This is a genomic window from Curtobacterium sp. DN_7.5 (genome assembly GCF_022655355.1).
Lineage (GTDB): Bacteria > Actinomycetota > Actinomycetes > Actinomycetales > Microbacteriaceae > Curtobacterium > Curtobacterium luteum.
Genome location: NZ_CP093378.1, coordinates 1261986 through 1281286 on the forward strand (window position 1 = coordinate 1261986; position 19301 = coordinate 1281286).

The following is a 19301-nucleotide window of genomic DNA, read 5'->3' on the forward strand; positions in this document are numbered from 1 at the left end:
GCAGTGACGCCCGGGCGCTACCGGCACTTCAAGGGCGGCGAGTACGAGGTGATCCTCGTCGCGAAGGACGTCGAGACCGAGGAGCCGGTCGTCGTCTACCAGGCGCTGTACGGGGAACGCGGGCACTGGGTGCGGTCGCTCGCCGACTTCACCGCCTACGTGTCGCGCGACGGCCACGAGGGGCCGCGGTTCGTGCGGGTGGACGGCGACGACGGGGTTGTCGGCGGCCGCCCCTAGGCTCGCAGCGCACCAACGAGACGGGGGACCCGCATGCAGATCACCACCGACGGCGGCGTCCTGCTCAGCCCGAGCGACCTGTCGACGTGGGCCGCGTGCGAGTGGGCGTTCCTCCGACGCCTCGACGCCAAGCTCGGTCGTGGCGAACCCCTGCCCGAGGTCCACGACGACATGCTCGAACGGACTGCTCGGCTCGGCGATCAGCACGAGCTCGACTACCTCGAGATCCTCAAGGCCTCGCACGAGGTCGTCGAGTTCGACCGGCCCGAGCCCGCCGGGTACGTAGCAGCCGCGCAGGCAGCGCTCGACACCCTGCGCACCGGCGCCGAGGTGCTCTACCAGCCGACCTTCCACCGCACTCCTGCCCCTGACGAGCCGGGCTTCATCGGCTTCGCGGACTTCATCATCCGCAACGCCGCCGGCGAGTACGAGGTCTACGACACCAAGCTCGCCCGCCACGCCAAGATCAGCGCGCTCCTGCAGCTCGCCGCCTACGCCGAGCAGATGCAGGCGCACGGCATCCCCACCGGCGAGCAGGTCCACCTCGTGCTCGGCGACCGGACGACCACCACGCACGACCTCGCCGACATCGCGCCGGTGTACCGCACCCAGCGGGCCGAGCTGCAGCGTGTGATCGCCGAGCGGATGGCGGCGGACGACGAGCTGGCCTGGGGCGACCCGCGCTACAGCAGCTGCGGCCGCTGCCCGATCTGCACGACGCAGGTCACCGAGCACCGCGACCTCGTGCTCGTTGCCGGCATGCGCCTCGATCAGCGGACGAAGCTGATCCGCGCCGGGGTGCGGACGATCGACGACCTGGCGGACCGAACCACGGCCGTGCCCGCGATGTCGAGATCGACGCAAGACCGCCTGGCGCGTCAGGCGCGCCTCCAGGTCGAATCGGAGACCAGCGGGAGCCGCGCACCGGTCTTCGAGGTGGCGAACCCGCGCGCGCTCGACGCGATCCCGGCGCCCGATGCGGGCGACGTGTTCTTCGACTTCGAGGGTGACCCGCTCTACACCGAGGACGGCCAGCACTGGGGGATCGACTACCTCTTCGGGTTGGTCGACCCCGAGGCCCGGTTCACCGCGTTCTGGGCGCACACGCTCCGCGACGAGCGGCAGGCGCTGGTGGACTTCCTCGCCTTCGTCGAGCAACGGCGTGCCCAGTACCCGGACATGCACGTCTACCACTACGCCGCGTACGAGCGGACGCACCTGCTGTCCCTCGCCGCCCGGCACGGGGTGGGAGAGGACGCGGTCGACGACCTGCTGCGGGCAGGCGTCCTCGTCGACCTGTACCCGATCGTCCGCAAGGCCCTCGTCGTCGGCAGCCACAGCTACTCGATCAAGAAGCTCGAGCCGCTCTACATGGGCTCGGACCTCCGGCAGAGCGACGTCACGAACGCCGCCGACAGCATCACGGCCTACGTCGACGCGATCGAAGAACTCCGAAACGGCGACCCTGCCGCTGGGCAGCACATGCTCGACGAGGTCGCCGACTACAACGCCTACGACTGCCGCTCGACCCTGCGCCTCCGCGATTGGCTGCTGTCGTTGCGCACGGTAGCACCGGCAGCCGTCGTCGACGAGGTCGAGCTCCTGCCGCCCATCCCGGTCGAGCGCGAGCCCGACCCCGTGTACACGGCGCTCGCCGCGGCGATCGAGGACGTCGATGCGCTCGAGCGCACCCCCGACGAGACCGCGCTGGCGCTCGCCGCGGCAGCGATCGACTACCACCGACGCGAGGCCAAGACCTTCTGGCAGGACCACTTCGACCGCCTCCGCAACCCGGTGGACGACTGGGCGGACACCCGCGACGTCCTCGTCGTCGAGCGCGCGTCGGTCGAGCGCGACTGGGGCACGCTGCCGCGCGCCCGGTCGCAGTCGCGAGAGATCCGGTTGTCGGGGACGCTCGCGCCCGGCTCGCGGATCCGGCCTGGAGGCACGCCCCACCTCGTCTACGACGACCCGCTCCCGCCGTCGATCACCGCTCCGGCGCCGGGTTCGAAGGGTGCGTCGGCTCGCGCCGTCGTGCTGGACGCTGCGCCGTCGTCCGCCGGCAACGGGGACGCGTTCGAGGTGCTCGTGAAGGAGAGCCTGCCCGTGGGCGGCGGCGAGCCGCATGACGGGTTCCCGGTCGCCCTGGCTCCCGCCGCGCCGCCCCGTGCGAAGCCGCAGCCCGAGGCGATCGCCGAGTGGGGCCAGGAGGTCCTCGACGCGCTGCCGTCGATGCTGCCGGACCCCGCGTTCGACCTGCTCCGTCGGGTGCCGCCGCGCGGTGCGATCGCTCCCGTGCAGGGCGACGACACGGTGCCCGCGGTCGTGACGACGCTGCTCGGGCTCGATCGGTCGTACCTGGCGATCCAGGGTCCTCCGGGGACGGGCAAGACGTACGTCGGTTCGAACGTCGTCGCGAGGCTCGTCCGCGAGTACGGGTGGCGGGTCGGCGTCGTCGGACAGTCGCACGCGACCTCGGAGAACTTCCTTGCCGCGGTCGTCGCAGCCGGGGTACCCGCCGACCGCGTGGTCAAGGTGCCGCGGTCGGGCGCGGACGCCGATGAGGTCGAGGCAGCGCCGTGGACCCCGGTGAAGAACAACTCCGCGATCGCCGCGTTCCTGTCGTCCTGCGCTGAGACCGGCGCCGGGGGCGTCGTCGGCGGGACCGCGTGGACCTTCGCGAACGAGACCACGATCGCGCGGCGCTCCCTCGACCTGCTCGTCGTCGACGAGGCCGGGCAGTTCTCGCTCGCGCCGACGATCGCGTCCTCGATCGCTGCGACCCGCCTGCTCCTGCTCGGCGATCCGCAGCAGTTGCCCCAGGTGTCGCAGGGTTCGCACCCGGAGCCGGTGGACGTGTCGGCCCTTGGATGGCTGACGGACGGCGAGCACGTACTGCCGCCCGAGTTCGGGTACTTCCTTGCGCGCACGCGTCGGATGGAGCCTGCGCTGACGGCATCGGTGTCGTCGCTCTCCTACGACGGGCAGTTGTCGTCGATGGCGTCCGGGCGGCACCTCGACGGGATCGACGCGGGCGTGCACCCGGAGCCGGTCGTGCACGCGGGGAACACGACGTCGTCCGCCGAGGAAGCCGCGCGGGTCGTCGCACTCGCCCGTGACGTCATCGGTCGTTCGTGGACGGACGACTCGGGGACGCGGCAGCTCACGGACGAGGACGTCATCGTCGTCGCGCCGTACAACGCGCAGGGTGCGCTGATCCGGCAGGAACTCGATCGCGCCGGACTCACCGGCACCCAGGTCGGGACGGTCGACATGTTCCAGGGGCGCGAGGCCGTGGTGTCGATCGTGTCGCTCGCGGCGTCGAGCGCGGCCGACATCCCGCGCGGCCTCGACTTCCTGCTCATGCCGAACCGGCTGAACGTCGCGCTGTCACGGGCGAAGTGGGCGGCGTTCCTCGTGTACTCGCCGGCGTTGGCGACCGGACTGCCGCCGTCGATCGCGGGGCTGTCGTTGTTGTCGCGGTTCATCGAGCTGGTGGAGCCCGGGACGCGCGGGCAAGTTCTCACCGACCGGTGACAGTTCCGGTGCGCGATCGTCGGGGCCGGAGCGCCGGAACTGCCATCGTCACCGCTGGCACCATCGCTCCCGGTAGCCCTGTCCTCCACGGGGACGACGTCACGGGTCGCGCTCCACAGGTCCCGGTGCCGCTCGCACGGCGGTTCACTCCGCGTCCTACCGTTCCGGAATGGACGTGCAGGAGACGACGATCCGGCAGCTGCTGGAGGGATCGAAGCAGTACGCCGTGCCGCTCTACCAACGCCCGTACGCCTGGGGTCGACGACAGCGGACCCGGCTGTGGCGTGACGTCCTCGCGCTCGAACGGACCCGCCGGACCAGCCCGGCCGCGACACACTTCATGGGGTCCCTCGTCCTGTCGTCCGGACGGATCGGGCCGAGCGGGGTCGAGTTCCTCGTCGTCGACGGCCAGCAACGACTGACGACCCTGTCGATCCTGCTGTGCGCACTGCGCGATCACCTCCGCGCGCACCGCCCGGACGAGCCGATGCTCGCCGCGAGCATCCACGAGCAGTTCGTCGCCGACCGGTACAAGGCGGGCGACGAACGACTGAAGCTCCTTCCGTCGCAGTCGGACCGCGGACCGTACTGCGCGGTCGTGGACGGCGTCGCAGCCGATGAGCAGAGCGCGGTCCGAGCCGCGTACGACGACTTCCGACAGGCGCTCGACGCGGCGGACGGAGCGGACGAAGTCGGCGAGCCGCACTTCGTCGAGCGCATCCGGGACGCCGTCCTGGGCGGCCTGGCCTTCGTGTCCATCACGGCGAAGGGTGACGATGACGTCTACCGGATCTTCGAGTCGATCAACAACACGGGTGTGCAGCTCACGCAGGGCGACCTGATCCGGAACCACCTGTTCATGCGCCTCGGGCCGGACGGCGCCGCCGTCTACGCGTCGTGGTGGCTGCCGATGCAAGAGCGGCTGAGCAGCGAGGACCTCGAGCTGCTGTTCTGGCTCGATGCGGTGGCCACCAACCCGGCGGTGAAACAGTCGGAGATCCACGCGTTCCAGCAAGCCCGGCTCGCCGATCTCGATGACCAGGCCGTGACGGCAGAGGTCGTGCGCTTCTCCCGCCTGTCCGAACTGCTCGCCGTGGTCCGGCACCCGCAGCGCGAGCCCGACGAAGCGGTTCGCGAGCGCTTGACGCGGTTGCAGGAGTGGGGTTCGCCGACCACCGTGCCGATCACGTTGCGACTGCTCGCTCGTCGAGCGTCGGGCCACTCCGACTCAGCCGAGGTCGCAGCGGCGCTGGGCGTCGTCGAGTCCTTCCTCGTGCGACGGGCGGTGGCCGGGCGGCCCGGCGACGGAGCCAGCCGTGCGCTACTGCGCGCGTGCTCGATCCTTGAGGACCCCGACCAGCCAGCGGCGGACGGCGTGCTGGGCATCGGGGACGCGGCGGCCGTGCGCGCCGCCCTGTCGACCGGACGGCGGCAGTTCATCGACGACGATCGGGTGCGGGCGGCAGTCCTCGACGAGCCGTACTACCTACGGGGACGGCGGCCGCATCAGAAGCTCATCCTCGCGTGGATCGAACGGACCCTCCGCCCGCGGGAGCCGGTGGACGTCGGCCGGGCGACGGTCGAGCACGTCCTGCCGCAGCGGATGTCCGCGGATTGGCGGAGCGCGCTGCAGCGGGGTCTGCGGCCGGGGGAGTCCGTCGACGAGGTGCACGACCGGCTCGTCCACACGCTCGGCAACCTCACGCTGACCGGCTCGAACGGGGAGTTGGGCAACCAGCCGTTCGAGTGGAAGCGGGCCGAGTTCGCCGTGAGCGGCTTCGAGATGAACCGACGGATCGCCGAACACGAGGTCTGGGGAGCGGAGGAGATCCGTGCGCGAGGGCGGTGGCTCGCCGACCGCATCTGCGCCGAGTGGATCGGTCCGGACACCGGTGCGTCGACGAGCGGCACGCGCTGGGAGGTGGTGCACGAGGCGATCGCCGCGGTCCCGCCCGGCCGGTGGACGTCGTTCGGGGACCTCGCCTCGCTGGTCGGGACCCATCCGGTGCCGGTCGGCCAGCACCTCGCGTCCGAGCTCGTGCCGGGGGCGCACCGCGTGCTGCACGCGCCGGGGACGATCCCGCCCGCGTCGCGGTGGTCGACGGCCGACGGGCGGGATGTCCGCGGTGTGCTGACGGACGAGGGCGTGCTCTTCGACCCGCGGACCGGGCGGGCGTCGCAGGGTCAGCGGATCAGGTCGGCTGCGCTCGCCGCCCGGCTCGCGACGGCTCGCGGTCCGGCGCCGTGAGCACTGTCGTGACGCTTGCGGCGCAGGCACGGACCCCCACCGATGTCGGTCCGTGCGTGCGGGCAGCTCAGTACTTCGCCGATTGCCCACCGTCGATCGGCACCACCGTGGCGTTGACGTAGGAAGCGTCGTCCGACAGCAGGAAGGCGACCACTGCGGCGATCTCCGGTGCCTCGCCGTAGCGCTTCGTCGGGTTCACCTGGATGAACTCCTCGGCGGCCTTCCGCGGGTTCTCCGGGTCGAGCTGCTTCATCGAGTTCTCGACCATCGGCGTCCAGATCGCGCCGGGGGCGATCGCGTTGATGCGGATGCCGTACTGCCCGTACTCGACCGCCGAGTTGCGGGTGAGCCCGACGACGCCGTGCTTCGCGGCCGCGTACCCGGACTGGTTGCCGATCCCCCGGATGCCGCCGACGCTCGCGGTGTTCACCACCATGCCGGAGCCCTGCTCGCGCATGACGGCGAGGACCTTCTCGAGGCCGAGGAAGACGCCCCGCAGGTTGATGGACACCACCCGGTCGAACTCGGCGGCCGTGAACGACTCGGTCGGGTTCTGCTTGCCCTCGATGCCGGCGTTGTTGAAGAACCCGTCGATGCGTCCGAAGTGCTCGGTCGTGTCGATCACGTAGGCGTCGACCTGGGCCTCGTCCGAGACGTCGGCGACGGTGGTCAGGACCTCGGTGTCGGGAGACGCCTCGAGCACGGCAGCCTTGGTGGCCTCGAGCCCCTCGGCGGAGACGTCGACGAGCGAGAGCTTCGCACCCTCGGACGCGAGTCGGACCGCGGTGGCGCGGCCGAGGCCGGAACCACCGCCGGTGATGAGGACGACCCGGTCGGTGAAGCGGGCGGTGACAGCGCTGGTGTCGGGCATGGAGGGACCTCCTGAGGTCTTCGGCGGTGAAGGGCTCGGGGTCCGCGCCCGGCGCGGGCAGCGAGTCCATTCGATGCGTCTGCATCGGGAGTAAGGCTACACCTGTCGTTTTAGGCAGCCGGGCCGACGCCGTGACCCGCGCGTGTGGCAGTGCCCGAGGGTCATGAGCACGCAGTGGCAGTTCCGGTACGGCAATCCCGGAGTCAGCGCACCGGAACTGCCACGTCGCGAACAGGAAATGCCACAGGGATCGCCCCGTCACCCCCTCAGCAGCGGTCGAGCACCCGTTCCATCGCGTCCCGCTCGGCCGGTGTCACCCACAGGTGGTACCGCGCCTTCACCGTGACCTGGTGCTCGATGTAGGTGCAGCGGAACCCCTTCGCCGCGGGCAGCCACGTCGCGGCGTCACCGGAGCGCTTCTGCGCGTTCGAGTGCCGGTCGACGGCGAAGAGGTTCTCGGGGTCGTTCGCCAGGGCCTCCCGAGTCGCATGCGGCAGCTGCTGCGCTCCGGTCCGCCACGCGTTCTCGAGCGCGACGACGTGGTCGATCTGCACCTCGGTCGAGGTCGTCTGCCCCCGGGTGAACGCGATCGTGCCGCCGGTGTACGGCGACACGAGCGTCCCGGTGAGGACCGTGCACCGCCCCTGCCGCACGATGCCGGTGAGGTCGCGCGCGAGGACGTCGTTCCGTGTGTCGCACCCGTTGTGGTCGACGTCGAGCCACGCTGACCCGAAGTCGCCCGTGCGGTCGTAGCCGGTCGCCGGCGCCTTCCCCTTCACGGGCAGGCTCGCGAGGGCGCGGAGCGTCGCGGTCGTGTCCGGATCCGGCCTGGAGGCACGGCTCGGCTCCGCCCTGCCCGTCGCGTCCGCCTCACCGGTCGCGTCCGCCCCGCCGGTCGCGTCCGCCCCGCCGGTCGAGTCCGCCCCGCCGGTGGGGTGCGCGCCGGTGATCGACTCGGTCGCGGCGCTCGACCCGTCCGACGGGGCCAGAGCAGCGTGCAGGGCGTACCCGCCGAGTGCCAGGGCGAGGACGAGGAGGACGGAGACGGTGCTGGTGCGGCGGCGGCGGCGTCGGCGGGACGTCATGGGGGAAGGGACTCCTGGCGTGGTGCGGGTGGTGCTGTCGTGCGAGGGACGGCGTGCTGGTCGGTGTCAGGCGAGCAGGGAACGGATGTCGTCGGCGGTCAGGTCGTCGGCGAAGAGCGCGTCGTCGTCGATCATCGTGGCGAAGAGCTCGGCCTTCTTCGCGGCGAGTGCGAGGACCTTCTCCTCGATCGTGTCCTCGGCGATGAGTCGGTTCACGTTCACCGACCGCGTCTGCCCGATCCGGTGCGTCCGGTCGACCGCCTGGTTCTCGGCCGCCGGGTTCCACCACGGGTCCAGCACGAACACGGTGTCCGCCTCGGTGAGCGTGAGCCCGAACCCGCCGGCCTTGAGCGAGATGAGGAACGCGGGCGCGGTGCCCTTCCGGAAGCGGTCGATGACCTCGGGGCGTCGTCGTGTCGCGCCGTCGAGGTACTCGTACCCGATGCCGCGGGCGTCGAGCGCGTCCGACACGATGCGCAGGAAGGAGGTGAACTGGCTGAAGACGAGCGCTCGTCTGCCCTCGGCAGCGAGCTGGTCGAGCTCGTCGAGCAGCAGGTCGAGCTTCGCGGACGGGATGTCGGAAACCTCGGCCGGGTCGTCGACATCGCCCGACGGCGCCGCGGTGGGCACGAGGGCGGGGGAGAGCGCGAGCATCCGGAGGAGCGTCAGGGAGCGGAACACGATCATGCGGTTGCGGGGGAGGTCGTCGATGAGGTCGAGGACCTTGAGCCGCTCGCGGTTGAGCGTCCGCTCGTAGAGCTCGCGGTGTGCCGGGTCGAGCGTCACACGGACGACTTGCTCCTGCTTGGGCGGCAGGTCGGCCGCGACGCTCTCCTTCGTCCGCCGGAGCATGAGCGGGCGGATGCGTCGCCGGAGCCGTTCGGTGAGCTGCCGTCGGGCGTCGCCCCGGAGGTCGGGCGAGGCGAGGGGCTTCACGTAGTCGTCGCCGAACCGCGTCCATGAGGACAGCAGCCCCGGCGCCACGACGTGGAAGAGCGCCCAGAGGTCGGTGAGGCCGTTCTCGAGCGGGGTGCCGGTGAGCGCGAACTTCACCGGGACACGCAGGTCGGTCACGACCCGGTGGATCTGCGACTGCGGGTTCTTCACGAACTGCGCTTCGTCGAGGACGAGCGCCGCCCACTCCTGCTGTGCCCATGCGGTCGCGTCGAGCCGGAGCAGGGCGTACGAGGTCACGACGACGTCCGACCCGCCGGCAGCACGGGCTACCAGTGTCGGGTCCTTGAGCGAGGTCGCGGTGACGGTGGTGACCCGCAGCGACGGGACGAACCGCGCTGCCTCGTCCGCCCAGTTGCCGACGACGGAGGTCGGCGCGACGACGAGGAACGGTGCGCCGGACGGCGCGTCCGCTCGGGCAGCCGCGATCATCGCGAGCACCTGCAGGGTCTTGCCGAGGCCCATGTCGTCGGCCAGGACGCCGCCGATCCCGTGCTGGCGGAGGAACGTCAGCCAGGCGTACCCGGCGTGCTGGTACGGCCGAAGCTCGGCTCGGACCGTGTCCGGCACGGGGGTGTCCCCGGGCGGGGTCGCGCCGAGGAGGCCCCCGGCGATCGCCTGCCAGCGCTCGTCGTGCGCGGTCTCGTCGGCGAGCTGGTCGAACTCCGACCAGAGTCCCGCTTGCAGCGGCGTGACCGTCATCGGCTGGTCGGGCTCCCACTCGCCGAGGTCACGGGCCTCGTCGATGAGCTCCTTGAGGCGGTCGAACGCGGGGTCGGCGAGCGAGAGGTACGAGTTGTCGATGAGCTTGAGCCGTCGCGCCCGTCCCGCCAGCGCTCGGAGGAGCGGGGTGAACGGGATCTCCTTGCCGTTCACGCTCACGATGATCCCGAGGTCGAACCAGTCGTGCTTCTCCGACGGCATCGTCGTGACGCGGATGTTCGGCCGACCGCTGAGCCGTTCGTAGTCGAGCCGTTCGCCCTGCACGACGGTACGGATGCCGCGCGCGGTCAGCTGCGGCAGCAGTTCGTTCGCGAACACCGCGACGTCGGCGTCGTCGATCACCCCGTCGACGAACCAGTCGAGGCCACCGCCGGGACCGACGGGGGCGTCGTCGGCCGCGCGGACCTCGGTGAGGTCGGGGAGGGGCCCGTGCAGCGCGACCGGGTCCTTCCGGCCGTCGACGTGCCAGCGCCACTGGAGGTGCACGCGGTCGTCGGTCCGGGGTGCCCGTGCCGGTTCGAAGGTGGCCGTGAGCACGAGCTCGGGGGTGCCGCGCTCGGGGAGCTCGACCGAGCCGTCCGAGCTGACGAGCCCACGCGCACCCCGGAGCCGGGGCGACCAGTCGGCGAGGAACTCGTCGACCTCGGACTCCGGCACCGTGATGCGCGCACCGTCGACGAGCATGCGGCGCTGGTCCTCGGGCACCGGCTCCGGGGTCGGGGCGAGCGTGACCGCGAACGACGGGCTCTCGCGGAAGGCGTAGACGCCGTGGTCGCCGATCGTCCGCGCGGCTCCGGTGGCGACCGGCCGGCCGTCGATGACCGCGCTCGCGCCGATCACCAGGCCACCCTCGGAGCGTGCGGTGTCGAGCAGGACGCGGGCATCCGAGCCGAGGGTCACGCCGCTGGCCTGCTTGCCGGTGACGAACGCGATCCCGAGTCCCGCGGCCTGGCGGAGCAGGGGCCAGAGCAGCGGGCTCTGGAAGTCGTCGAGGTGTATCCAGTCGCTCTCACCGGGGAGGCCGGCGAGAGCACCGGCGCGGTGGAGTGCGGCGAGCTGCAGGAACCACGCGTGCTGCTCGGGAGTGAGACCGAGGCGGTTCTGCGAGTAGGGGAGAGCGCTCCAGGTCAGCTGGCCGCGCACCCAGTTGCCCGCGTCGCTCCGGGTGACCGGGCGCACCCCGAGCCGCACGGTGCGCGACGCGGCGGGCAGCGCTCGACCGCTCGCGCGGGCACGCGCGGCGAAGCGCGCCGTCACCGCGTCACGCAACTCGAACTGCAGGCCCATCGGGGTGCCCTGCGGCGCTGGCGCCTGGTCGGTGTCACCGGCGAGGCGGGCGACCTCGTGCCTCCAGTCCGGGGCCGGCGGAGCCGGAGCTTCGGCCTTCGGACCGGCGGCCGCTGCGAGGGCGCGGGCGTTGACGGTCAGGAGCGCGGCGGCGACGTGCTTGCAGTCGCCGCCGAGCGGGCAGGAGCAGGTGCTCCGGACGGGGCGGACGAACTCGCCCCGTGCAGGGGTGGTCTCGACGCGAACGACGTAGGGCTCGTCCGCGGAGCCGGAGACGCTCGCGGTGACCGTGCCGTCGGCGTCGTGCCAGACGGCGTCGTCGACGAGGCCGGCGCGCACGACGTCGCGCGCGCGCCCGAAGGCCTGCGGTCCGACGAAGCGGATGACGTCGACGGCGTCGATCATCGGGGCGGCTGGCACGCACCAATCGTGCCAGCACCCACCGACGCCCGACTCACCGGAGCGTCCAGTCCCCGCCGCTGTTGACCTGGATGACCGACGGGCCCTTCTGGAGGTGCGCGGTCGCGTTGCACTCGGCGTGACCGCCCGACGACGCGACGATCGTCTCGTAGTCGAGCGCGATCGGCGTCTCGCGCACGAGGCACGCCATGTCGCCGCCCTTCGACACGAACCTCCGGCTGGTCGCGGCGCCCCAGTAGAGCATCACCTCGTCGCCGTGTCCCGACGACGTGAGCGGGAGCGCCTCGGCGACGGGCCGGAACGTGAGGCTCCAGTGACCGGTCGCGATCACCTTCAGGACCGACGGGGCGCGCCAGGAGTCGGTCCCGTACGCGACGTGGCCCGAGTACGGGCCGGTGGCCCACACGGGGCTGTCGAGGTGCACGCCGGTGGAGGAGATCTCCTGGATCTCGAAGTCCTTGCCCGCGCGGTCCGCGGTGACGGTGAGGATCCCGCTGCGCTTGCTCGGGGGCAGCGGGATGCTCGTCGATCCGGTGCCCGACCGGAAGAAGGTGGGGAACGTGCCGTAGTGGTCGTCGTACTGCTTCCGGACCGAGGCCGGCATCGTCGTGGTCGTGGTCGTGGTCGCGGTCGTGGTTGCCGGGGCGGTGCTGGACGCCTGTGCGGTGACGGTCGCCTGGGCCGGGTCGGCGGCGCGGGCCGGAGCAGGTCCGAGCACCGTGGCGGACGAGGTCGCGAGGGTCAGCGCGAGCACTGCGGTGAGGAGACGGGGACGCACACGTTCATCCTCGTGTCGGCGCGGTGTCGCCCGGCAGCCCCAGAGTGGGCGTCGCGCGCTCTGCCGTGCACGGTGCGAGGTTGTGCGCACGGTGCGAGGTCTGGACGGTCGCACCGAGTGCGAAACCTCGCACGGTGTGGTCGCGGCCTCGCACCGTGCGGCCGTGCGGCCGTGCGGCCGGGCGACCCGCGCGCCACGCCGCGGTGCGGGGGACCCCGGCCCGTTCTGGGGCGAGCGGCCTGCCGTGGATGCGAGCAGGATCGAGGGCATGCTGCAGTCCCTCGTGTACATGAGCTCGGCCACGACCCCGTTCGACGACGCCGAACTCGACGCCGTCCTCGCCCATGCGCGGGAGCGGAACACCGAGGACGGGCTGACCGGCCTCCTCGTGGCACGGGGTGGGCGTTTCATGCAGCTGCTCGAGGGGCCGTACGACCAGGTCATGGCGACGTACCAGCGGATCCTCGCGGACGACCGGCACGACAGCGTGGTGCTGCTCGCCGAGGAATCGATCCACACGCGACGGTTCCCCGAGTGGTCGATGGCGTACGACCGGGGCGATCAGGGCACCGAGCCGCCGGAGGGGTTCAGCGACTTCCTGCCGGCGGGCGACCGGAGCGCCGACACCAGCCGGTCGCGGGAACTCCTGCGGTGGTTCCGGTCGCACCCGATGGCCGACCCGGAGGCGGCGAAGGGCAAGCACCGGCGGGCAGGCTGACGCGCCGGGCGCCGAGCACCAGGCCCTGCCCGACGCGGCGGGCGCCGAGCACCACGCCCCGCCCGACGCGGCGGGCGCCGAGCACCACGCCCCGCCCGACGCGGCTGGCGCCGAGCACCACGCCCCGCCCGACGCAGCGCTCGGCACCGGCTCAGCTCCGGTCCGCCCCCGCATCCGCGGCGAGCTTGCTGTGCTTCCGCGAGTACCCCAGGTACACCCCGAGCCCGATCGCGAACCACACCGCGAACCGCACCCACGTCTCCCACTGCAGGAACGTCACGAGCCACAGCGACGCGATCACCCCGATCGCCGGGATCACCGGCATGAACGGGAGCCGGAACGTCCGGGGCAGGTCCGGCTGCCGGTAGCGGAGCACGATCACCGCCGAGCAGACCACGACGAACGCGAGCAGGATGCCGATGTTCGTGAGCTCCGCGACGATGTCGATCGGCAGCAGGCCCGCCAGGACCGCCGCCGCGACGCCGATGATCCACGTGACCCGGGTCGGGACGTGCCGCTTCGGATCGGTGTGCGCGAACCACTTCGGCATGAGGCCGTCGCGGCTCATGGAGAACCACACGCGCGAGGCGCCGAGCATGAAGGTGAGCAGCACGGTGATGATGCCGACGATCGCCCCGATCGCGATGACGTTCGCGACCCCGCCGAGCCCGACGGCCGCGAACGCCGACGAGAAGCCCGACTCGGGGTCGATGTCGGTGTACTTCTGCATGCCGGTGAGCACGAGGGTCGCCAGGACGTAGAGCACCATGGCGATGCCGAGGGACAGCAGGATCGCCTTCGGCATGTGCTTCCGGGCGTCGACCGACTCCTCGGCCGCGGTGGACATGGCGTCGTAGCCGAACACGGCGAAGAACACCGTCGCCGCACCGGTCATCACGCCGCTGAACCCGAACGGGAAGTACGGCTGGTAGTTGGCGCTGTTGATGTGGAACACCCCGAGCACGACGATGAGCACGACGAGGCCGACCTTGATGCCGACCGCGACGAGCTCGAACCGGGCGGCGCTCCGGATGCCACGGGTGAGGACGAACGCGGTCAGCAGGCAGAGGATGATCGCGAACACGTCGATGACGTGCCCGTCGCCCGTGCCGGGTGCGCCGAGCATCCAGGCCGGCAGGTCGACGCCGAACTGCCCGACGAGGAACCCGACGTAGCCGGAGATGCCGATCGCGACGACGGCCACGATCGCGGTGTACTCGAGCAGCAGGTCCCACCCGATGAACCACCCGACGATCTCGCCGAGCACCGCGTACCCGTAGGTGTACGCGCTCCCGGCCTTCGGGATCATCCCCGCGAACTCGGCGTAGGACAGCGCGGCTGCGGCGCTGGCGACCCCGGCGACGAGGAACGAGAGGAGGACGGCCGGCCCCGCGACCCCGTGCGCGACGGTGCCGGCGAGGGTGAAGATGCCCGCGCCGATGATCCCGCCGATGCCGATCGCGGTGAGCTGCCAGAGACCGAGGTGCCGCTTGAGGCCGCCCTCGCCGCCGGCCTCGTCCTCGATCGTCTCGATGGGCTTCCGGCGGAACAGGGTGGCGCGTGGTGACGTCGATGTCATCCGCCCACTCTGCACCTCACGGCCGGCTCCGGACCACCTCACGGTGGGCTCGGCACCACCTCACGGTGGGCTCGGCACCACCTCACGGCGGGCTCCGGACCGCCGGCGGTAGAACGGGTGCATGCGCAGACCTCAGCGGATCGAACCCGGACCCGGCCAGGAATCGGTGTGGGACTACCCACGGCCGCCGGCGGTGGAACCCGTCCGCGACCGGGTCGTCGTCCGGCTCGGCGGAGTCGTCGTCGCCGACACGACGGACGCGGTGCGGGTGCTCGAGACGTCCCACCCGCCGGTCTACTACCTGCCGGTCGCCGACCTCGCCGACGGTGCCCTCGTGCCGGCCGACGGGTCGAGCATGTGCGAGTTCAAGGGCCGGGCGCGCTACTTCGACGTGCGGGGCGGCGACAGCGTGGCACCGCGTGCCGCGTGGAACTACCCGACGCCGGAGCCGGGCTACGAGTCGTTGCGGGACCGCGTCGCGATCTACCCGTCGATGATGGACTCGTGCGAGGTCGGCGGCGAGGTCGTGCAGGCCCAGGAGGGCGACTTCTACGGCGGGTGGATCACCGCGGACGTCGTCGGTCCGTTCAAGGGCGGGGCCGGCACGTTCGGGTGGTGACCCACCACCGGCCGGGAGGCGCGGTGCCAGCCCGCCCCGTGCCTCCCGGCCGGCGGGCGGGTGCGCTGGGCGCCGACGGCCGCTCCACCGGCCGCAGCCCAAGACTCGGCCAGGCGGACAGTTCTCGCCTCCCGGAGCGCGAGACGTGTCCGCCACCGCGAGACTCGCGCCGCACCCCGCCGCCCGCCGCGGCGCCCGCGGCGCGCGCGTCAGCGGTTCGCGTACGGCGACCAGAACGGCGGCGGGAACGCCCCGCCGGTGACGAGCACGAGCACCTGCCAGTAGAGCATCACGAGCCCGAGCCCGCAGATCACGCCCCCGATCCACGACCACACGCGCACGGCGCGACGGCGTCCGGCGATCCGGATCGCCCGCCAGCCGCAGAGGACCCCGACGGCGCCGAACACCGTCCCGAGGAGGAGGTGCCGCCCGGTCGCTTCGGCGGGCAGGAACAGGCCGAGGTAGAACGACACCGGCGCGAGCAGCACCGCCATCGTGGCAGGGGCGGCCGGCGGCTCGTGGTCCCGGGCGACGGCTGCCATGTCCTGACCGTACCGATCGACCGCCCGACCCGCCCGGGCCGTTGCACGTCGACCCGGACCGACGCCGCGCTCTGCGGATGTGTCCGACTCCCGCCGGTCGTCGGGCGTGCCGCGCGCGGGACGAGCACGATGGAGTCATGCGCTCCTTCCTCAGGGTCCTGCTGGGACTGTTCCTCGTGCTCGCCGGCGTCTCGCACCTGACGTTCGCCCGTCAGGACTTCCGTGCGCAGGTGCCGGAGTCGCTGCCGCTCGACACGGACGCGGTCGTGCTCGGGTCGGGCGTGGCCGAGGTCGGCCTCGGGTCGGCGCTGCTCTTCGCGCGGGGCTCCGGCCGTCGCCGCGTCGGCACGATCGCGGCGTGGTTCTTCGTCGCGGTGTTCCCCGGCAACGTCGCGCAGTGGCTGAACCGCCGGTCGGCGTTCGGCCTCGACACCGACGCGAAGCGCATCGGCCGGCTCTTCGGTCAGCCCCTCCTGATCGCCGCCGCCCTCTGGTCGACCCGCGGGCCCCGGTCCGGAGCGTGAGCGGCGTGGGCACGGCAGCGCGGACACCGGACCCCGGTCCGGACGTCGCTGTCGTCGTCGGCGCGCGGACCGGCCGGGAGGCACGCCACCCCCTGACAGGCGGCCGTCGCGTCGCGGACGTGGTCGCCACGGTCGTGCTCCTGGTCGCCCTGACCCTCGTGGCGATCGTGGCCGCGTGGGCAATCGTGTTCCTGTCGCTCAACTTCAGCTCGTGCAGTGCGCCGGGCAACAGCTGCAACGCGGTCCTCGGTGGAGCGGTGGTCTACGTCGGGCCGGTGCTCGTCGCGCTCGTGGTGGTCGGGGCGATCGTGTGGTCGCTGGTTCGGCTCGTCCGACGACGGATGGCATGGGCGATCCCGGTCGTGGGCATCACCGCGGTCGTCGTGGTGTTCTTCGCGTGCCGCTTGCTCGTCGACGCGGCGGTGACCCGGGGCATCTGACCCGTTCCTGCACCGGGGCGGTCGCGGGCGGCGTCGTCCACAGATCGCGTCGGGGCCCTGTGGCGAGCCGGTGCCGGCGGCGACGCTGGGGTCATGCCAGACACCGACATGATCGCCCGCCTCACCGATGCACCCGTCCGGACCGACGCCGACGTCCTCGCCCTCGTCCGCGAGCTCATCGGCCGACCGTTGACCCGACAGTGCTGGGTCGTCTTCCTCGCCGAGCGGGGCGTCCCCATCCCGCTCCTGCTCCCCGTGTCCGAACTGCCCTACCAACCCGACGAGCACGTGGAGGACTTCGCCGCGCTCATCGCCGACGTCACCGAGCAGGTCGAGGCCGACGACGTCCTGGTGGTCTGGGAACGGCCGGGGAACGACCAGGCGCACGCCGTCGACTGGGAGTGGGTCGACGCGGTCGCGTGCTCGTTCGGGGAGCGGCACGTCCGGCTGCGCGGCCAGGTCATCGTGCACGACCGTGGGGTGGAGATGCTCGAGCTGGACGAGCCCGGCTCACTCGTCGCGTGACCGGGGTCGCCGTGGGGTCAGCTCTGCGGTGCGGTGTCCGGCACGGTCTCGCCGGTCAGGCCCTCGACGACCGCCTTCGCCTCGGGCCAGAACTTCGCGTAGTGGTCGGGATCCGAGTTGATCTGCACCGCGTGGGCCATCTGCGTCGGGGTCATCGTCTTCCAGCCGGGGACCTTCACGAGCTTCGCGTAGAACATCGACGCGGCCGTGTACGGGTCCATCCGCTGTGCGTAGGTGCCCCACGCGCCGTTGTCCCGCTGCTGGAAGAGCCCGCGGCTGTCCGGGCCGGCGGCGTCACCGTGGTCGAGGTTCACCAGGCTCGACTCGCCGATCGCGGTCATCACCCCGACCGCCTGGGTGTGCGGGCCGATGCCGAGCGCCTCGGCCGCCTGGATGACGTACGCGGCGTTCACCAGGCGGTCCTGGCAGAACCCGGCGACCGGGCCCGCCGGCACCGCCATGCCGCCGATGGTCTTCGTGGCGGCGGCGGGACAGGTCGGGGTGGCGGCCGCCAGCGGTCGAGCGGCACCGGACAGCGAGTTGACCGCGACCACGACGAGCACGACGACGCCGATCACCGCCGCCACGACGCCCACGCCGAACACGGACGCGAGGGTGATGCCGACGCGGCGCATGACGGGGTCCTCTCGGGCGGGGCGGTTCGGAGCATGACGAGGGTACGTGCACCTCCTGGAGAACCGCCCCCGCCCGATCGGGGGTGTCGTGGGTCGGCCGGTCAGCCGTCCTGGCGGTCGTGCTCGCGATCGGCGGTGGAGGGCTGCACGGCGGTGGGCTCGGTCACCAGCCCCGTCGGCGCCTTCTCGGTCTGCTTCCGGCCGTGCGTGAACCAGGTCACGAGCCACAGCACGATGCCGAGCGCGAGGAGTCCACCGGCGATCTCGTACTGCTGCGGGTCGCGGCCGGACGACCACGGGAGCACCAGCCAGACGCAGATGACGATGCCGATCACGGGGATGACGACCCCGGCGCGGAAGTGCCGGTGGTCGACCTTGTCCCGGCGGAGCACGAGCACCGACAGGTTCACGACCGCGAACACCGAGAGGAGCAGCAGCGAGGTCGTCCCGCCCAGGACCACGACGATCGGGGAGTCCGGGTTGAGGGACACCCACCCGATGAGCGCGAGGGAGATGAGCGTCGTGAACAGGATCGCGGTCGACGGGGTGCGGCGGGCAGGCGAGACATGGGACAAGAACCCGGGCAGCACGCCCTGCTTGCTCATGCCGTAGAGCAGACGCGACGCCATCATCATGTTGATCAGGGCGGTGTTGGCGACGGCGAACATGGAGATGAACGGCAGGAGCGCGGCGATCGGGAAGCCCGGTGCCGCGGTCTGCACGACGGTCACGAGCGGGGTCTCGTTGCCGGCGAGCTCACCGATCGGCACGACGGCCACGGCGCAGATCGACACGAGCACGTAGATCACCGCGGTGATGCCGAGGCCGGTCAGCATCACCTTCGGGAAGATCCGCGAGGGGTCCTTGGTCTCCTCGGCCATGTTCACCGAGTCCTCGAAGCCGACCATCGCGAAGAACGCCAGCGACGTCGCGGTCGAGATCGACAGCAGCAGGGTCTTGTCCTCCGGGGTGTCGAACATCACCACGCGCGAGAAGTCCGCGTTGCCGCCGGCGATCGCCCAGAAGCCGATGAGGATGACCATCACGAGGCCGGAGAGCTCCACGAGGGTCAGCACCACGTTCGTCTTCACGCTCTCGCTGACGCCGCGGAAGTTCACCGCCATCACCAGGAGCATGAAGCCCATGCCGATGAGCATCACGACGGCGTTCGGTAGTTCGAGACCGAATCCCGCGCCGAGGTTCGCCGCGAACGCACGCGAGGCCGTCGACGCGGACGTGATCCCGGAGCACATCACGATGAAGGTGACGATGAACGTGAGGAAGTGGACGCCGAACGCCTTGTGGACGTAGAGGGCAGCCCCGGCGGTCTGCGGGTACTTCGTCACGAGTTCGAGGTACGAGAACGCGGTCAGGAGCGCCACCGCGAACGCGATGAGGAACGGGAGCCACGCTGCTCCGCCGACCTCTGCGGCGACCTGACCGGTGAGCGCGTAGACCCCGGTACCGAGGATGTCGCCGACGATGAACAGCAGCAGCAGTTTCGGACCGATGACGCGGCGGAGCTCCGTCTGCTCCGCGGCGGGGCGGTCCTTCGTGGTGGTTGCCATGCCTCACCCTC

General features: G+C 71.7%; 16 protein-coding genes. 8 read left to right on the forward strand and 8 right to left on the reverse strand.

The annotated features are described in order from the left end of the window. Nucleotides 1-3: 3 nt before the first annotated feature. From MON03_RS05905 to MON03_RS05915, 3 genes are all read left to right on the forward strand, one after another. Nucleotides 4-237: a DUF1653 domain-containing protein gene (locus MON03_RS05905; RefSeq protein ID WP_277927285.1), complete on the forward strand. Its 234-nt coding sequence runs from the start codon at nucleotides 4-6 to the stop codon at nucleotides 235-237. Between the two features lie 33 nt (nucleotides 238-270). After that, a complete protein-coding gene (locus tag MON03_RS05910) occupies nucleotides 271-3774 on the forward strand; it encodes a TM0106 family RecB-like putative nuclease (RefSeq protein WP_242091045.1) in 3504 nt (1167 codons plus the stop codon). A 169-nt stretch (nucleotides 3775-3943) separates the two neighbouring features. Continuing rightward, entirely contained in the window at nucleotides 3944-6022 is a 2079-nt protein-coding gene (locus tag MON03_RS05915) for a DUF262 domain-containing protein (RefSeq protein WP_242091047.1), read from the forward strand. A 67-nt stretch (nucleotides 6023-6089) separates the two neighbouring features. On the opposite strand, the gene MON03_RS05920 is transcribed toward MON03_RS05915, so the two are convergent. The 4 genes from MON03_RS05920 to MON03_RS05935 form a co-directional block, all read right to left on the reverse strand. Further along, nucleotides 6090-6893 carry an SDR family oxidoreductase gene (locus MON03_RS05920; protein ID WP_242091049.1) on the reverse strand — a complete coding sequence of 268 codons (804 nt, stop codon included), beginning with the start codon at nucleotides 6891-6893 and terminating at the stop codon, nucleotides 6090-6092. Between the two features lie 266 nt (nucleotides 6894-7159). Continuing rightward, the gene (locus tag MON03_RS05925) at nucleotides 7160-7978 is read right to left on the reverse strand and encodes an HNH endonuclease family protein (RefSeq protein WP_242091051.1); all 819 of its coding nucleotides are present in this window, start codon (nucleotides 7976-7978) and stop codon (nucleotides 7160-7162) included. Nucleotides 7979-8044: 66 nt separating this feature from the next. Continuing rightward, on the reverse strand, nucleotides 8045-11362 hold the full coding sequence (locus MON03_RS05930) for a DEAD/DEAH box helicase (RefSeq protein ID WP_242091053.1): 3318 nt from the start codon (nucleotides 11360-11362) through the stop codon (nucleotides 8045-8047). Nucleotides 11363-11396: 34 nt separating this feature from the next. Beyond that, a complete protein-coding gene (locus tag MON03_RS05935; protein WP_242091055.1) occupies nucleotides 11397-12140 on the reverse strand; it encodes a hypothetical protein in 744 nt (247 codons plus the stop codon). Nucleotides 12141-12408: 268 nt separating this feature from the next. Here MON03_RS05935 and MON03_RS05940 point away from each other — a divergent pair, with 268 nt between their 5' ends. Then, entirely contained in the window at nucleotides 12409-12858 is a 450-nt protein-coding gene (locus MON03_RS05940) for a BLUF domain-containing protein (RefSeq protein WP_242091057.1), read from the forward strand. Nucleotides 12859-13009: 151 nt separating this feature from the next. Here the strand turns inward: MON03_RS05940 and MON03_RS05945 are convergent, their stop codons facing one another. Then, a complete protein-coding gene (locus MON03_RS05945) occupies nucleotides 13010-14437 on the reverse strand; it encodes an amino acid permease (RefSeq protein WP_242091058.1) in 1428 nt (475 codons plus the stop codon). Between the two features lie 121 nt (nucleotides 14438-14558). Here MON03_RS05945 and MON03_RS05950 point away from each other — a divergent pair, with 121 nt between their 5' ends. Further along, entirely contained in the window at nucleotides 14559-15056 is a 498-nt protein-coding gene (locus MON03_RS05950; RefSeq protein WP_242091059.1) for a DUF427 domain-containing protein, read from the forward strand. Nucleotides 15057-15265: 209 nt separating this feature from the next. Here MON03_RS05950 and MON03_RS05955 read toward each other — a convergent pair whose 3' ends face one another. Beyond that, on the reverse strand, nucleotides 15266-15598 hold the full coding sequence (locus MON03_RS05955; protein ID WP_175329597.1) for a hypothetical protein: 333 nt from the start codon (nucleotides 15596-15598) through the stop codon (nucleotides 15266-15268). Between the two features lie 137 nt (nucleotides 15599-15735). Here MON03_RS05955 and MON03_RS05960 point away from each other — a divergent pair, with 137 nt between their 5' ends. From MON03_RS05960 to MON03_RS05970, 3 genes are all read left to right on the forward strand, one after another. Then, nucleotides 15736-16122: a DoxX family protein gene (locus MON03_RS05960; protein WP_175329598.1), complete on the forward strand. Its 387-nt coding sequence runs from the start codon at nucleotides 15736-15738 to the stop codon at nucleotides 16120-16122. Between the two features lie 5 nt (nucleotides 16123-16127). Further along, on the forward strand, nucleotides 16128-16562 hold the full coding sequence (locus MON03_RS05965) for a DUF6264 family protein (RefSeq protein WP_175329599.1): 435 nt from the start codon (nucleotides 16128-16130) through the stop codon (nucleotides 16560-16562). Between the two features lie 93 nt (nucleotides 16563-16655). Further along, on the forward strand, nucleotides 16656-17087 hold the full coding sequence (locus MON03_RS05970) for a hypothetical protein (RefSeq protein WP_148286125.1): 432 nt from the start codon (nucleotides 16656-16658) through the stop codon (nucleotides 17085-17087). Nucleotides 17088-17104: 17 nt separating this feature from the next. On the opposite strand, the gene MON03_RS05975 is transcribed toward MON03_RS05970, so the two are convergent. Further along, the gene (locus MON03_RS05975) at nucleotides 17105-17722 is read right to left on the reverse strand and encodes a hypothetical protein (protein WP_242091060.1); all 618 of its coding nucleotides are present in this window, start codon (nucleotides 17720-17722) and stop codon (nucleotides 17105-17107) included. 101 nt (nucleotides 17723-17823) lie between these two features. Then, nucleotides 17824-19290, reverse strand: a complete 1467-nt coding sequence (locus tag MON03_RS05980; RefSeq protein ID WP_242091061.1) for an APC family permease — start codon at nucleotides 19288-19290, stop codon at nucleotides 17824-17826. Between the last annotated feature and the right edge of the window lie 11 nt (nucleotides 19291-19301).